General features: G+C 73.8%; 14 protein-coding genes and 3 tRNA genes. 7 read left to right on the top strand and 10 right to left on the bottom strand.

From position 1 onward, the window contains the following. Positions 1 to 34 precede the first annotated feature (34 nt). From CKY47_RS01960 to CKY47_RS01945, 4 genes are all read right to left on the bottom strand, one after another. Positions 35 to 349 (bottom strand): hypothetical protein, encoded by a 315-nt coding sequence (locus tag CKY47_RS01960; protein WP_306743840.1) that lies wholly within the window; start codon positions 347 to 349, stop codon positions 35 to 37. 199 nt (positions 350 to 548) lie between these two features. Further along, positions 549 to 2,765: a heavy metal translocating P-type ATPase gene (locus CKY47_RS01955; protein WP_306743839.1), complete on the bottom strand. Its 2,217-nt coding sequence runs from the start codon at positions 2,763 to 2,765 to the stop codon at positions 549 to 551. Further along, positions 2,762 to 2,968 (bottom strand): heavy-metal-associated domain-containing protein, encoded by a 207-nt coding sequence (locus CKY47_RS01950; RefSeq protein ID WP_306743838.1) that lies wholly within the window; start codon positions 2,966 to 2,968, stop codon positions 2,762 to 2,764. The genes CKY47_RS01955 and CKY47_RS01950 overlap by 4 nt, the downstream gene beginning before the upstream one ends. A 45-nt stretch (positions 2,969 to 3,013) precedes the next feature. Further along, positions 3,014 to 3,346 (bottom strand): hypothetical protein, encoded by a 333-nt coding sequence (locus tag CKY47_RS01945; protein WP_306743837.1) that lies wholly within the window; start codon positions 3,344 to 3,346, stop codon positions 3,014 to 3,016. 164 nt (positions 3,347 to 3,510) lie between these two features. Here CKY47_RS01945 and CKY47_RS01940 point away from each other — a divergent pair, with 164 nt between their 5' ends. The 4 genes from CKY47_RS01940 to CKY47_RS01925 all read left to right on the top strand — a co-directional run bounded on the left by CKY47_RS01940 (position 3,511) and on the right by CKY47_RS01925 (position 4,505). Beyond that, positions 3,511 to 3,756 carry a hypothetical protein gene (locus CKY47_RS01940; protein WP_306743836.1) on the top strand — a complete coding sequence of 82 codons (246 nt, stop codon included), beginning with the start codon at positions 3,511 to 3,513 and terminating at the stop codon, positions 3,754 to 3,756. Positions 3,757 to 4,204: 448 nt separating this feature from the next. After that, a tRNA-Glu gene (locus CKY47_RS01935) sits at positions 4,205 to 4,277 on the top strand. A gap of 45 nt (positions 4,278 to 4,322) precedes the next feature. After that, positions 4,323 to 4,396 (top strand) — tRNA-Asp (locus CKY47_RS01930). A 35-nt stretch (positions 4,397 to 4,431) separates the two neighbouring features. Then, positions 4,432 to 4,505: transfer RNA gene (locus CKY47_RS01925), tRNA-Phe, on the top strand. A gap of 74 nt (positions 4,506 to 4,579) precedes the next feature. On the opposite strand, the gene CKY47_RS01920 is transcribed toward CKY47_RS01925, so the two are convergent. Further along, positions 4,580 to 5,323 carry a protein phosphatase 2C domain-containing protein gene (locus CKY47_RS01920; protein ID WP_306743835.1) on the bottom strand — a complete coding sequence of 248 codons (744 nt, stop codon included), beginning with the start codon at positions 5,321 to 5,323 and terminating at the stop codon, positions 4,580 to 4,582. A gap of 66 nt (positions 5,324 to 5,389) precedes the next feature. Between CKY47_RS01920 and CKY47_RS01915 the strand changes: the two genes are divergently transcribed. Together CKY47_RS01915 and CKY47_RS01910 are read left to right on the top strand one after the other, a co-directional pair. Continuing rightward, the gene (locus CKY47_RS01915) at positions 5,390 to 5,602 is read left to right on the top strand and encodes a helix-turn-helix domain-containing protein (RefSeq protein ID WP_306743834.1); all 213 of its coding nucleotides are present in this window, start codon (positions 5,390 to 5,392) and stop codon (positions 5,600 to 5,602) included. Continuing rightward, on the top strand, positions 5,599 to 6,132 hold the full coding sequence (locus CKY47_RS01910; protein ID WP_306743833.1) for a Clp protease N-terminal domain-containing protein: 534 nt from the start codon (positions 5,599 to 5,601) through the stop codon (positions 6,130 to 6,132). The genes CKY47_RS01915 and CKY47_RS01910 overlap by 4 nt, the downstream gene beginning before the upstream one ends. Here the strand turns inward: CKY47_RS01910 and yczE are convergent. Continuing rightward, complete coding sequence (yczE, locus tag CKY47_RS01905) at positions 6,101 to 6,730, bottom strand: membrane protein YczE (RefSeq protein ID WP_306743832.1); 630 nt, start codon at positions 6,728 to 6,730, stop codon at positions 6,101 to 6,103. The two genes, CKY47_RS01910 and yczE, sit on opposite strands and share 32 nt — an antisense overlap. 61 nt (positions 6,731 to 6,791) lie before the next feature. On the opposite strand from yczE, the gene yczR reads away from it, so the two are divergent. Beyond that, positions 6,792 to 8,252 (top strand): MocR-like transcription factor YczR, encoded by a 1,461-nt coding sequence (gene yczR, locus CKY47_RS01900; RefSeq protein WP_306743831.1) that lies wholly within the window; start codon positions 6,792 to 6,794, stop codon positions 8,250 to 8,252. Between the two features lie 544 nt (positions 8,253 to 8,796). On the opposite strand, the gene CKY47_RS01895 is transcribed toward yczR, so the two are convergent. The 4 genes from CKY47_RS01895 to CKY47_RS01880 form a co-directional block, all read right to left on the bottom strand. After that, positions 8,797 to 9,897: a hypothetical protein gene (locus CKY47_RS01895; protein WP_306743830.1), complete on the bottom strand. Its 1,101-nt coding sequence runs from the start codon at positions 9,895 to 9,897 to the stop codon at positions 8,797 to 8,799. A 398-nt stretch (positions 9,898 to 10,295) separates the two neighbouring features. Further along, positions 10,296 to 11,888 (bottom strand): CHAT domain-containing protein, encoded by a 1,593-nt coding sequence (locus CKY47_RS01890; RefSeq protein ID WP_306743829.1) that lies wholly within the window; start codon positions 11,886 to 11,888, stop codon positions 10,296 to 10,298. Next, positions 11,885 to 12,325: a hypothetical protein gene (locus CKY47_RS01885; protein WP_306743828.1), complete on the bottom strand. Its 441-nt coding sequence runs from the start codon at positions 12,323 to 12,325 to the stop codon at positions 11,885 to 11,887. The genes CKY47_RS01890 and CKY47_RS01885 overlap by 4 nt, the downstream gene beginning before the upstream one ends. After that, on the bottom strand, positions 12,322 to 12,867 hold the full coding sequence (locus CKY47_RS01880; RefSeq protein ID WP_306743827.1) for an RNA polymerase sigma factor: 546 nt from the start codon (positions 12,865 to 12,867) through the stop codon (positions 12,322 to 12,324). The genes CKY47_RS01885 and CKY47_RS01880 overlap by 4 nt, the downstream gene beginning before the upstream one ends. Positions 12,868 to 12,926 lie beyond the last annotated feature (59 nt).

Below are 12,926 nucleotides of genomic sequence, written 5' to 3'. Positions count from 1 at the left end.
CCTGTCCACGTCGTTCCGGGGGTCGGTCCCGGGGTCAGTAGCCGCGCTGGCGGGCTTCCCACTCCAACCGCTGCATGACCCACTCGGTGGCCAGCGCCTGGGGGGAGGTCTGCCGCTCGGCGGCCAGTTCCTTCAGTTGCTCGTTCGCCATCAGCTGGAGGCGGAGCTGGTAGACCTGCGCGTTGCCGAAGCTGTTGCCGGCGCCCGTGGTCTCCGCGTCCGCGGTCTCCGGTGCCAGCGCCGCGAGGTAGGACTGGAGCTCCTCGTCGGGGACGAGCTCTTCCTGCTGTTCACGGTGTGGCGGGCGATGCCGGCCGGACTTCGAGCGTCCTAGCGATCCAAGAGGCACCGCGCCACGATAACGGTTGGATTGCGGAACCGGGTAAACTGTGGCCTGGGTCACACTTGTGTGCATGGAGAGGCCCCCGCGCCAGGGGGAGGAACGCGGGGGCCGGAGGGGATCTCCACAGGTGCTGACCGGGGGTGTGTCAGCAAATCGGATTGTTGCACGCGCACCCGGACGAGGGGAGTGGGTTCGCGGTAAATCTTCAGCCCGCGATCCCGCGGAACCCGCGCAGCCGCAGGCTGTTGGTCACCACGAAGACGCTGGAGAACGCCATCGCCGCACCCGCCAGCATGGGGTTGAGCAGACCCAGCGCGGCCAGCGGCAGCCCCGCCACGTTGTAGGCGAACGCCCAGAACAGGTTGCCCTTGATCGTGCGCAGCGTGCGGCGGGACAGCCGGATCGCGTCGACCGCCACCAGCAGGTCGCCGCGCACCAGCGTCAGGTCCCCCGCCTCGATCGCCGCGTCCGCGCCGGTGCCCACGGCCAGCCCCAGGTCCGCCTTCGCCAGCGCCGGGGCGTCGTTGACGCCGTCGCCGACCACCGCCACCACGCGGCCCTCGGCCTGCAACCGCTCCACCACGGCGACCTTCCCGGCGGGCAGCACCCCGGCGACGACCTCGTCCACGCCCACCTCGGCGGCCACCGCGCGGGCGACCACCTCGTTGTCGCCGGTGAGCAGGATCGGCGTCAGCCCCAGCGCCCGCAGCTCGCGCACGGCCCGCGCGCTGGTCGGCTTCACCTCGTCCGCCACGGTCAGCAGGCCCAGCGGCCGGCCGTCGGCCGTGACGGCGACGACCGTGCGGCCACCCCGTTCCGCCTCCGCGGCCGCGGAGGCCAGGTCCTCGGGCAACCCGGCGTGGCCCGGGCGCGACGCGGTCACCCGGCGGCCGCCCAGCACCGCGGTCACGCCGACGCCCGGCGTGCTCGCGAAGTCCTCCACGGCGGGCAGCTCGCCCACCTCGGCGCCCGCGCCGCGCACCACCGCCGCCGCCACCGGGTGCTCCGACGGGTGCTCCACCGCGCCCGCCGCGCGCAGCAGCTCGGCGCGCGTCACGCCCTGCGCCGGCAGCACGTCCACCAGGGTCGGCCGACCCGTCGTGACCGTGCCCGTCTTGTCCAGCACCACCGTGTCCACCCGGCGCGTCGACTCCAGCACCTCCGGGCCCTTCACCAGGATGCCGAGCTGCGCGCCCCGACCCGTGCCGACCAGCAGCGCCGTCGGCGTGGCCAGGCCCAGGGCGCACGGGCACGCGATCACCAGCACCGCGACCGCCGCCGTCACCGCGAACTCCAGCGGGCGACCCGCCAGCAGCCAGCCCGCGAGCGTCAGCGCCGCGATGCCCAGCACCACCGGCACGAAGACGCCGGAGACGCGGTCCGCGAGCCGCTGCACGTCCGCCTTGCCCGACTGCGCCTGCTCGACCAGCTTCCCCATCCGCGCCAGCTGCGTGTCCGCGCCGACGCTCGTGGCCCGCACGACGAGCCTGCCGCCCGCGTTGACCGTGCCGCCGACCACCCGGTCGCCGACCCCGACCTCCTCGGGCGCCGACTCGCCGGTGACCGCGGACCGGTCCACCGCCGACGAGCCCTCGACCACCACGCCGTCGGTCGCGATCCGCTCACCGGGCCGCACGGCGAAGCGCGTGCCCGTCCGCAGGGCGTCCACCCCGACGCGGGTCTCCCGGCCGTCCTCGTCCAGCACGGCCACGTCCTTGGCGCCCAGCGCGAGCAGAGCCGCGAGCGCCGCGCCCGCCCGGCGCTTCGCACGGGCCTCCAGCCACCGGCCGAGCAGCAGGAACACCGTGACGCCGACCGCGACCTCCAGGTAGACGTCACCGGTCGTCGACGGCCGCGGCACGAGGCTGAACCCGTGCCGCATCCCCAGCTCGCCCGCCTCGCCGAGCACCAGGGCGTAGACCGACCACAGGTAGGCCACGAGCACGCCCATCGACACCAGCGTGTCCATGGTGCTCGCACCGTGCCGGGCGTCGACCGCGGCGGCCCGGTGGAACGGCCACCCGCACACCCACACGACCACGCTCGCCAACGCGAGCGAGAACCACTGCCAGGCCGGGAACTGCCAGGCCGGGACCATCGACAGCACGACCACCGGCGCGCCGAGGAACGCCGCGACGCCGACCCGCAGGCGCAGCTCGGCGGCGTGGTCGTCCTCGACGGGCCCCTCGGGCGCCGGGGTGGGCGCGGACGCCCCGTACCCGGCTGCCTCGACGGTGGAGACCAGGTCCGCGACCGCCATGCCGACCGGGAAGTCGACACCCGCCTTCTCGGTCGCGTAGTTCACCGACGCGGTGACCCCGTCGAGCTTGTTCAGCTTGCGCTCGACGCGGCTCGCGCAGGATGCGCACGTCATGCCCGTGATCGCGAGCTCGACGCGCCGCCTGGTCTCCGTGCTGGTCATACGAGCTTGTACCCGGCCTCGCGGATCGCGGCCGCGACCTCGTCGCGCGACAGCTCCCGGGTGCTGGTCACGGTGACCGCCCCCGAGTCGAGCGCCACGTCGACGCCGGTCACGCCCTCGACGTCGACCAACTCCTCGGTCACGGAGCTGGCGCAGTGCCCGCAGGTCATGCCCTTGACGGTGTAGGTGCTGGTGACGGACATGGGTCCTCGTCTCCTCGTCGGTGCCGGCCACCGTCGACGATACCCCTAGGGGGTAGAGGTGTCGTCCGCCGGGGGCTCCAGGTGGGCGATCTCGCCCTCCAGTCGCTGGACCAGTTCCTCCAGGCCCGCGAGCATCCCGTCCAGTTCGCTCATCTTGTCGTTCATCAGCCGGTCGATGTCCGCCTCGATGTCCGCCAGCGAGAGGCCGCCGAACTGCTCCTGCCCCGCGCGCTGCCCGGTGCCGTCCGGGGGCGGGTCGGCGTTCGGCGTCTCGTCGCGCGGCTGATCCGACGACGGCGTGCCGGCGGCCGGGGGCGTCCTCGCTGCTGCATCCGTCGCCGCTGGTTCCGGCGTCTGCGCCGGTACCGGTTCGGTCATGGGTTCCACCCTCCTCGTTCGCGCCAAGCACACCACGCGTCGCCCGGCGCCAAGCGACCCACACGGAAAGTGACACTCCGTCGCACCTGAATCACTCTCCGGGGGGCTGCGGCGGTTCGACGGGCTCGCTTAGCCTCGCGCCAACCTCAAGTCGGGGAGGCGTCATGAGCGGGTCCCTAGAAGTACGTCAGTTCCTGTGGAACCAGGACGACATCACGTCCAGGCCGGGCGGTGCGGGAGTGCCCGCCCAGCGGACCGGTGAACCATCGCGGATCTCGGACGAGCAGGTGCACCGGGCGCGGCTGTCCGTCGCGCGCGGGGCCACCAGTGCCGAGGACTGCCGGTTGCTGCTCGACATGCTCGGGCTGTCGCCGGGTGAGGACGGGGGCGCGCCACCCGTTCAACGCTAGACGCGCAGGTGGCGACCCATCCGAGACGCGCACCCCCCGGAAGCGCGTCTCGGGTGGGCCGCTTCGGAACATACCCAGCGCTTTTCGGCCGGGCAACGCCCGCACGACCAGGGGGCGCCCCGGTCGTGTCCGGGCGACGGCACCCCGGTGACCGACCGCGCCGGCCGGGGTGGGTCGGGACGGGGCGTGGTCGTGCCGCCGCGCCGCACCGCGACACCGGGTGGCGGTCGAGCGGCGGGCGATCGGGGGGGATCGGGAGGCGATCGGCCGCCGAGTGGGCGCCCAAACGCCCCTGGGCGTGCTTCGGGCGAACAGGAATCGCAGGTCAGGCGTTTGTCGGACCCCCGTTTTGGAGCTGCGAGGCATCGTGCCCTATGCTTACGATGCTTCCACCGGACAGCGTGGAGGGCCTGGGAAAAGGTGGCCCAAGGGCTGCCGGAGGAACTGGGTCCCCATCGTCTAGCGGCCTAGGACCCCGCCCTTTCAAGGCGGTAGCGCGGGTTCGAATCCCGTTGGGGGCACGTAGTACAGTAGGATCAGCAGTGCAGCAGGACGCAGTACAGCAAGGCCCAGTGGCGCAGTTGGTTAGCGCGTCGCCCTGTCACGGCGAAGGTCGCGGGTTCGAGTCCCGTCTGGGTCGCAAGGCAGTTCGGCTGCAAGGCCGGGCGGCTGCCTGGCCAGGTAGCTCAGTTGGTACGAGCGACCGCCTGAAAAGCGGTAGGTCGGCGGTTCGACCCCGCCCCTGGCCACGCTCCCAGGAGAAAGCCCCAGCGGATTACCCGCCGGGGCTTTTCCATTTTCCGGGTGGAGAACCGCCGGCTCGTCAGCGGAATCGGACGAACGCCAGCGCCTGGTCGTCGTGCACTTTCGAACGTCGCCACTTCGTCCGGTCCGGATCACCCGATTCGGCGACGCGAATCGCGTCCAGCACCGCTTCGGGGCCATTTTTCGACGTGATCTCCGCCACTTCCCGCCAGTCCGTGAAGAGACCGTAGTCGTCCACCCCGCACGCCACGCCGTCGGTCGCGAGCAGGACGGCGCGCACCTCGTGCCGGGGCCAGGTCCGGCGCACGGCCCGGTGCGCCGCCGCCGGGTCCGCCTCGGCCACCCACCAGCCCCCCTCGCGGTTGCGCCAGTCGGTGATCCGGTCGACCCGGCCGCGCAGGTCCCTCAGCCGGGTGTCGGCGACGACGTGCGCGCCGTCGTCGGCGAAGACCACCACCGGGCTGTCGGCGAGCACGAGCACGTCCACGGTCGTGTCGGTCCACCGCGCGACGGCGACCGTGGACGACGGGGCGTCGCCGGGGACTAGGCCGTGCTCGTCACGCAGTCGGGTGATGGCGGCGGCGAGGTCGTCGGCGAGGTCGCCGTGCAGGCCACCGGTCCTGGCCAACTGCTCGGCGAGGTGGCGGGAGTGCCAGCCGCCGTCGCGTTCGCGCGGGGTGGGCGAGGTGGCGCCGTCGAGGAGCACGACGGCGTTCGGGAGGACGACGACGCGGTCCTCCGTGGGGCGGGGCAGGCCGTCCAGGCCGACGCCGGCGCGTTCGGCGGTGGTGATCTCGGGCATCGGTGCCCGAGCGTACCGCGTCAACCGGGGTTGACAACCCTCGTTGTGTCAACCAAAGTTGACGGCATGACGGAGGCAACACAGCTCGCCTCGGCGGCGGGCGACCAGGACCCCAGGGTCGGGCTGCGCGCGGTCAGCGCACTGCGCCGACTGCTGGAAACGCTGGAGGCCGTGCAGGTGCGCAACGCCCGCGCCCGCGGCTGGTCGTGGCAGGAGATCGCGGCCGAGCTGGGCGTCAGCCGGCAGGCCGTCCACAAGAAGCACGGGGGAGTCCGATGATCGGCGAGAGGTTCACCAAGGCGGCCCGGAAGGCCGTGCACGACGCCGTCGTCGAGGCGGAACGCCTCGACGCCCACGAGATCGGACCCGAGCACCTGGCGCTCGCCGTGCTCGACGCGCCGGTGCTCGCGACCTTCGACCTGCCCCGCGACGAGGTGGTCGGGGCGTTCGCCGCCGCCCGCCGCAAGGGCGGGCTCAGCGAGGCCGACACCGAGGCGCTGCGCGGGCTCGGCATCGACGTCGACGCCATCGTCGCCTCCGTCGAGCGCACCCACGGCGAGGGCGCGCTGGCCGGGGCGCCCCGGCGTCGACGCCGGTTCTTCGGCAACCACCTGCCCTTCACGGCCGCCGCCAAGAAGACCCTCGAACGCAGCCTGCTCGAAGCGCGCGACCTCGGCCACGACTTCCTCGGCGAGGAGCACCTCGTCCTCGCGCTGCTCGCCGGCCACGGCCTCGTCGCCGAGGTGCTGGGCGCGCGCGGCGTGGAGTACGCCGAGGTCAGGAAGCTGATCGCGCGCTCACCCAGGTGACCGGGGGGAGGAACGCCTGGGTGAGCGGTCCGATGGCCGCCGCGTAGAGGACGGTGCCGACACCGATGGTGCCGCCGAGCAGCCACCCGACCGCCAGCACGCCCAGCTCCACCACCGTGCGCACCAGGCGCAGCGACGTCCCGGTCCGCGCGCAGAACCCGGTCGTGAGGCCGTCGCGCGGGCCGGGACCGAGCCGCGCCCCGATGTAGACGGCGGCGGCCAGGCCGTTCAGCACCACCCCCGCCACCAGGAACGAGATCCGCGGCACGAGCCCGTGCGGTGCGGGCAGGACCGCCAGGCACGCGTCCACCGCGACGCCGATCACGACGACGTTGCCCACCGTGCCGACACCCGGCCTCTGGCGCAGCGGGATCCAGCAGAGCAGCACCAGCACGCCGACCAGCGCGGTGACCGTGCCGAAGCTCAGGCCGGTGCGCCCGGTCAGCCCCTCGTGCAGCACGTCCCACGGGTTGAGGCCGAGGGTCGCGCGGATCTGCAACGCCATGCTCGCGCCGTAGAGCACCAGACCCGCGAGGAGCTGGGGGACGCGGCGGAGCGGGGAGACGGTGACGGGAACAGAGGTGAGTGCGGCGAGCATGTGGCCATACTTCGTGTCCATTGGCCTTGCAATCCAGGACCACTCTTGATTAATTGGCTTCATGAGCCCTGAGGTCCCACCAGGTGGACGCATTTCCGGTTTCCGCTTGGCCCGGTTGCTCGGCGAGTGGCGTCGCCGAGGTGCCCGGCAGGGCTCGTCCGACCTGGCCGCCGCGATCAGGCTGCTCGTGCTCGACGGGCGCCTGCCCGCCGGCACCCGCCTCCCCGCCGAGCGCGAACTGGCCGACGCGCTCCCCGTCAGCCGCACCATGATCACCGCGGCCCTCGACCAACTGCGCGAGGAAGGCCTGGTGGCCAGCCGCCGGGGCGCCGGGTCGTGGATCAGCCTGCCGACCGGCGCGCTCGGCATAGTCCCCGACACCCCGCTCGTCGGCCACAGCATGGTCGACTTCGCCCGAGCCGCACCGCCCGCGCTCCCCGGGCTGCTGGCCGCGTTCGACTCGGTGCGCCGCCACCTGCCCGAGCACCTCGCCGACCACGGCTACTACGAGCACGGCCACCCGGACCTGCGCCGGGCCATCGCCGCCCGCTACGAGGCACGAGGCCTGCCCACGTCACCGGACCAGATCGTGGTCACCAGCGGAGCCCAGCACGCGTTGGCCCTGGTCCTGCGCCTGTTCACCGGCCCGGGCGACCGGGTGCTGGTCGAGCAGCCGAGCTACCCGAACGCCCTCGACGCCATCAAGGCCGTGTCCGCCATCCCCGTGCCGGTGGCGATGACCGACACCGGGTGGGACCTGCCCGGCATCGCGGCGGCCCTGCGCCAAGCCGCACCCCGCCTGGCCTACCTGGTCGTGGACTTCCACAACCCCACCGCCCACCGCATGGACGAGGCCGGCAGGTCGGAACTGGCCGACACGGCCCGCCGGGCCCGCACCCCGCTGGTGATCGACGAGACCGTCTGCGAACTGGACCTGGACGGTGACCCCCTGGACGGCCCGCCCCCGATGGCGAAGTTCGCCGAAGACCTCGTCATCACCCTCGGGTCGGCGAGCAAGTCCCACTGGGGCGGCCTGCGGATCGGCTGGATCAGGGCCACACCCGAGGTGGTCCACCGCCTGATCTCCACGCGCGCGGCCCTGGACCTGGGCTCCGCCGTGGTCGACCAGTTGGTGCTGGCCGAACTGCTGGCGAACCCCGACCCGGCCCTGCGCGAGCGGAGGGCCGGGCTGGCCGGACAACGCGACGTCCTCATGGCCGGCCTGCGGGAACACTGCCCCACCTGGAACTTCCGCCGCCCGGCCGGCGGCCTGAGCCTCTGGTGCGAACTGGACGCGCCGGTGAGCACCAGGATCGCCGTGGTGGCCCAGAACCACGGCATCCGCCTGGCCCCGGGCTCCCGCTTCGGCGCACACGGCGGCTTCGAGCGCTGGCTGCGCCTCCCGTTCGTCCAACCGCCGGACGTCCTCCGGGACGCCGCCCGCCGACTGGGCCTGGTGGCCGCCGCGGTGGCCGGCACCGGGGTGGCCGCCGAGGAGGACCTGGCCGTGCCGGTGGCCTGAGCCGTCGGTCCGCGGCCCGGGGGTCCCCGGAGGAGGTCGCCCCGGAGGGGATCGCCCGGAGGCGGTAGCTCGGGGGTGGTCGCCCGGGGGTTCCTCACGTCAACCGATGCGCGAGATCCCGATTGCGTACATGGTCGGGGAGGTGATCACCCGATCGTGTCTGTCCCGTCGGGTCCGGCGCAGCCCCTCGATGAGCCGGAACCCGACGGTGCCTGGTGGGACCTGCGGCGGGGACGCTCCAGGGATTGGCGTCCCCTGCCGCAGGTTCCTGTGCGGTCCCGATCGCCGCGGGGGCAGCGCTGCGACGGGACCTTCACCCGTTCGTGCCGGGGCGCGGTCGGCAGGAACGGGAGTTCAGGGGTGGTGCTGGGAGTCAGGGGTGGTGCTGGAGTACGCGCGGCGGCGCTCCACGGCTGCCACTCCACGGCTGCTACCCCACGGCTGCGCGGAGGACATCCGCACGGGCTTCGACCTGGTGCGGGACCGCGACGTCACCGTGCTCGGCCCGGCGCGCCCCGATGGGCGCAGACCGGTGCCGCGGTGCTCAGTCGGGTGACGTGCTGGGCAGTCCCGGGATGCTGCCCGGTGAACGCGAGTCGTTCCGCCGCTCCACCGACGACGCGGTGAGCGGGTACGGGGTCGACTCGGTGGTGAACGCCGCGATGACGCCACCGCGGTGGCCGCCGCCGCTGTCGGTGCTGCTGTTCGACGACGCGGTCGGCCCGCTCGGTGCGTGCTTCGGCGCGGGCGCGGGGGCGTTCGGCTCCGGAGCCTCCCAGGTCACCGTGACCTGCGTGGTGACCTGGGGTGACGTCATCGGTTCCTGGTCGAACGGGGTGGTCCGGGTGACCGCCGGCGGTGCCGGGTGCTGTGCGACCGCCTCCTCGGTGGCCGCCGGTTCCGCGGGCAGGGGGGCGAGGGCTGCCGCTGTCGCCGCTGCCGCTGTCGCCGCTGCCGCTGTCGCCGCCGCCTTCGCGGCCACCTTCGCCTCGTACGCGGGTGCGGGCATCGCGTTGTCCGCCCTGCCCGCGTAGGTGTAGCCGGAGAAGCCGTCGTGCTCCGCCTCCGGACCGGATTCGGATTCCGGCCCTCCGAGCACCTCGTCCCCGAACGGGCCGTCCCCGAACGGGTCGGACCCCGGCGGAGCCGAACCGAGGGGGACCGAACCGAGGGGGATCGACCCGAACTGGGCGGCACCGGCCAGGCTGTCGTACGACAGGACGGTGTCGACCGGGTCCGCGCCGGTCATGTTCGCCCCGGTCGGCTCCAGGCCGCTCAGCACCTGCGCGGTCAGCGTCGCCGACTCGAAGTCCAGGACGATCGGGGCTTGCCCGACCGGGTGCCCGGGCACGTCGACCACCGTCGGGTACAGGTCGACCACCGTCGGGTACAGCAGGTCGGACGCCGAGGGTACCGGCAGCAGCGACCCGGCGGTCGGCAGCACGTCGGACAGGTGTCCGGCCCTCTGCTCGTCCAGCGCGATGTTCACCGTGTCGAGTGGATTCGACACCTCGTCCGGGTGATCTGCGGTGTCGGCCGACGCGGAGCCGGCGCACACCAACCACGCCGCCGTCGCCAGCCCGCCCACGGTGAGTGCCCGCAGCAGCAGCGACCCGCTGCGGCGCACCGCGTCGGAGACTGCCACTGCTGATCACCACCGTTCCGGGTACGGCGAACGGGACGGACCGTTCGAGGTCGACGTTGTGCTATGTCTAGCACTGGTCACCCGATTTCCGAACGTTCTCGCGCGGAACCCACTCGGAAGGGCGGTGTGGTGCGGCTGTCCGGGTTGTCGTGCCGGTCCGTGAACACCGTCCGTCGTGCTTACCGCATCGGGTGACGACCCCTCGCGTCCGCTGTGGACGAACCACCGACTGTCCGAACGCGACGGTCCACATCGCTCCCTGCTGCGTGAACCGCGATCAGGCAGCCGGGGGAGGTGGCGGTGGGTGATCTTCGAGGGGTGCCGGCTACCGACGAAGTGCTTCAACCGATCGGGTGAGCACACGCTGGGTAGACCGGCCGATCCGAATGGTGTTCGCATCATCCGGCCCCGACGCAAACGAAGCCGAGTTCGCCGTGCTTCGCCTGCGCGTCGGCCAGCGCCTGCGCGGGGCGGTCGAGGTTCGCGTGCAGGTCCACCATCAGGTCGACCACGCGGCGGTCGTCGGGCACGGCCCGGACGCTCTCCACCACGACCCTCGCACCCCGTCGCAGCAGCACGCCCGCCAGGCCGGACGCGCACGCCGACAGCACGACCACCGCCGGCACGCGCGGCAGGGCGGCGAAGTCGTGACCGTGCAGCGGCCCGTCGTCCAGGTCCAGGTGCGAGAACATCTCGTCCTCGTGCACGCCGTGCGCCGCGACGTGCAGGACGTCCGCGTCGAGCATGCAGTGCAGCGTCTCGTCCACGGTGGAGCGGTACCGCCCGCCGTGCCGCCGCCGCAGCACGTCGACCTCGTACCGGGCGTGGCGCAGGTCGGGACCGGCCACCCACAGGCGGTCCGCCACGGCGAGCGGTCGCTGGTCGGCGCGGAACCAGCACGTCGCCGACGGCGCGATCGACACGGCGCGGCCCCGCGCGGACGGCAGCCCGGCCCACGGCATCCGCGCCAGCTCGGGACTCGGCACGACCACCAGCGGGCGGTCGCCCGCCGGCCGCAGCAGCCGGTCCAGCTCGGCCACGGCCTGCGGCGCGGTCGCCAGCGACAGGGCGCGGACGTGCCGGGCGGTGGTCGCGGCCTCGCCGAAGTCGTGCAACCGCACCCGTCCGGCCGCCACGGACACCGCGACGAGCCTGCCCCGGTGGCTGAGGAAGACCAGCAGGGCGCGGTCGCGCAGCGCGTCCACGACATCGGTCAGCGGCGCGGCCCGCTGCACGGTCGTGGTGCGGGAGAGCCGGCGGATCTCGCGTTCCAGCAGCGCGACGCGGAGGTGGTCGGCCCGGGCGCGGGCGAGGCGGAGCTCGGCGCCGGCGCGCGCGGTCTCCGGGGTGGGCGCGGGGGTGCGGCGGCACTCGCTCCAGCGCCAGGCGGAACGGGCGTCGCGGCTGCTCAGGGCGTGGTCGAGGGCGATGTCCACCAGGTCTCCGTGGGTGTCGGGGTCGTGCAGCGCGAGGCCCGCGCGGCAGGCGGCGACGGCGTCGCGCCGGGTGGTCGACAGGCGGGCGCGGGCCAGCCAGCCGATGGCCCTCGACCTGTCGGTGCCCCGGTGCCGGCGAGCCGCCGCCTGGTCGGGGGCGTGGGTGAGGCGGAGGTCGGCGGCGTCGTCGTGGTGCCCGTGCCGGTCGCAGGCCTCGGCCACGGCGGTGGGGCGGCCCGGCGCGCCCGCCCGCAGGGCCACGGCCCGCGCCGCCGGCGCCCAGGACGGGCGGTCGTGCTCGTGGAACAGGGCTTCGGCGTCGGAGGCCAGGGCTCGGGCGGTGTCGTGGTCGCCGGCGCGGAGGGCGCACCGGGCGGCGAGCAGCAGCGCTTCGGGCAGTCGGCACGCCACGGCCGGGCGGAGGACGGCGGTCGCCTCGCGCACCAGGCCCGTGGTGAGGAGCGCTTCGGCGAGGCTGAGGGTCCGGTGGGTGCGTGCCCGGTGGGCGGTGCCGTCGACCGGGACCCCGCCGGCTCGGGGCTGGCGGGCGGTCATGCGGTGAACCACGGGGTCGCCAGGTCGCGGGCCGGGGCGTGCAGGACGAACCTGACCGGGCCGAACGGGACGTGGTCCACGTGGAACCAGCCGTCGGTGTCGATCCGCGCCCTCGTCTCGCCGCCCGGCCGGCACACCAGCACCAGGCCGGTCAGCGCGGGCAGCGTGGTCGGGCTGATCAGGCCCGTGGCGTGCAGGCCGTTGTCGACGTGGTCCAGTTGCAGGTCCAGGCCCGCGAACCGGAGGGTCCTGCTGCTCCCCCGTCCGCGCACCCCCGGCGGCGTGGTGTGGGCCGAGTCGGTCAGCAGGCGCATCGGGGTGGCGTCGGTGCGCTCGGCGAGGGCGGTCCTGGCCCGGTGGGCCAGGACCTCGGGGGTCGGGTCGAGCCGGTCGACCAGGTGGGCCAGGGCGTCGAGCAGTGCGCGGTCGGTGGTCATCGGGCCACCTCCACGCCCAGGCGTCGGCGCAGTGCCGCCAGGCAGCGGGCGCGGGTGGGGCCCAGGCTGTTGAGCGGGACGCCCACGGCCTCCGCCACCTGCGAGAACGACAGCTCCGGGGCGAACGCGGCCAGCCTCAGCACCTCGCGGCAGCGGTCGGTGAGGGTGGCGTAGGCGTGCCAGAGGCGGGTCCTGGTCTCATTGGTCAGCGCGAGGTTCTCGGGTGTCGCGCCGTGGTCCGGCAGGTCCCAGACCTCGATCGGGTCCTCCCGGCCGCGCAGGCGCAGCACGGCCAGCGACTCGTGCCGGGCGGTGGTGACGAGCCACGCGCCCAGCCGGTCGGGGTGGCGGATGCGCTGGAGGTTCTCGGCCAGCGCGAGCCACGTGGTCTGGCAGACGTCCGCCGCGTCGTCGGGGGCCAGGCGGTGCGACCGGGGCACCGCCCACACCAGGCGGATGTAGCGTCGGACGAGTTCCTGCCACGCGGACCGGTCGCCCGCGTGGGCGAGGGTCAGCAGTTCGGCGTTGTGTCGATCTTGCACGAACCATAGGAGCGTGCCCTCTGACCTGCCGATACCTGGGACGCACGATGGAGTGGTAT

The sequence above is a fragment of the Saccharothrix longispora genome (genome assembly GCF_030852425.1).
Lineage (GTDB): Bacteria > Actinomycetota > Actinomycetes > Mycobacteriales > Pseudonocardiaceae > Actinosynnema > Actinosynnema longispora.
The sequence above is the reverse complement of the archived record's forward strand: the minus strand, read 5'-3'. Positions and strand labels throughout refer to the sequence as shown.

What these genes read in the sequence shown, in the direction of transcription:
- CKY47_RS01920 (WP_306743835.1), bottom strand. Translation starts at nt 5,323, where the DNA reads ATGCCCGAGATCACCACCGCCGAACGCGCCGGCGTCGGCCTGGACGGC.
- CKY47_RS01940 (WP_306743836.1), top strand. Translation starts at nt 3,511, where the DNA reads ATGAGCGGGTCCCTAGAAGTACGTCAGTTCCTGTGGAACCAGGACGAC.
- CKY47_RS01955 (WP_306743839.1), bottom strand. Translation starts at nt 2,765, where the DNA reads ATGACCAGCACGGAGACCAGGCGGCGCGTCGAGCTCGCGATCACGGGC.
- CKY47_RS01945 (WP_306743837.1), bottom strand. Translation starts at nt 3,346, where the DNA reads ATGACCGAACCGGTACCGGCGCAGACGCCGGAACCAGCGGCGACGGAT.
- yczR (WP_306743831.1), top strand. Translation starts at nt 6,792, where the DNA reads ATGAGCCCTGAGGTCCCACCAGGTGGACGCATTTCCGGTTTCCGCTTG.
- CKY47_RS01950 (WP_306743838.1), bottom strand. Translation starts at nt 2,968, where the DNA reads ATGTCCGTCACCAGCACCTACACCGTCAAGGGCATGACCTGCGGGCAC.
- CKY47_RS01910 (WP_306743833.1), top strand. Translation starts at nt 5,599, where the DNA reads ATGATCGGCGAGAGGTTCACCAAGGCGGCCCGGAAGGCCGTGCACGAC.
- CKY47_RS01885 (WP_306743828.1), bottom strand. Translation starts at nt 12,325, where the DNA reads ATGACCACCGACCGCGCACTGCTCGACGCCCTGGCCCACCTGGTCGAC.
- yczE (WP_306743832.1), bottom strand. Translation starts at nt 6,730, where the DNA reads ATGCTCGCCGCACTCACCTCTGTTCCCGTCACCGTCTCCCCGCTCCGC.
- CKY47_RS01915 (WP_306743834.1), top strand. Translation starts at nt 5,390, where the DNA reads ATGACGGAGGCAACACAGCTCGCCTCGGCGGCGGGCGACCAGGACCCC.
- CKY47_RS01890 (WP_306743829.1), bottom strand. Translation starts at nt 11,888, where the DNA reads ATGACCGCCCGCCAGCCCCGAGCCGGCGGGGTCCCGGTCGACGGCACC.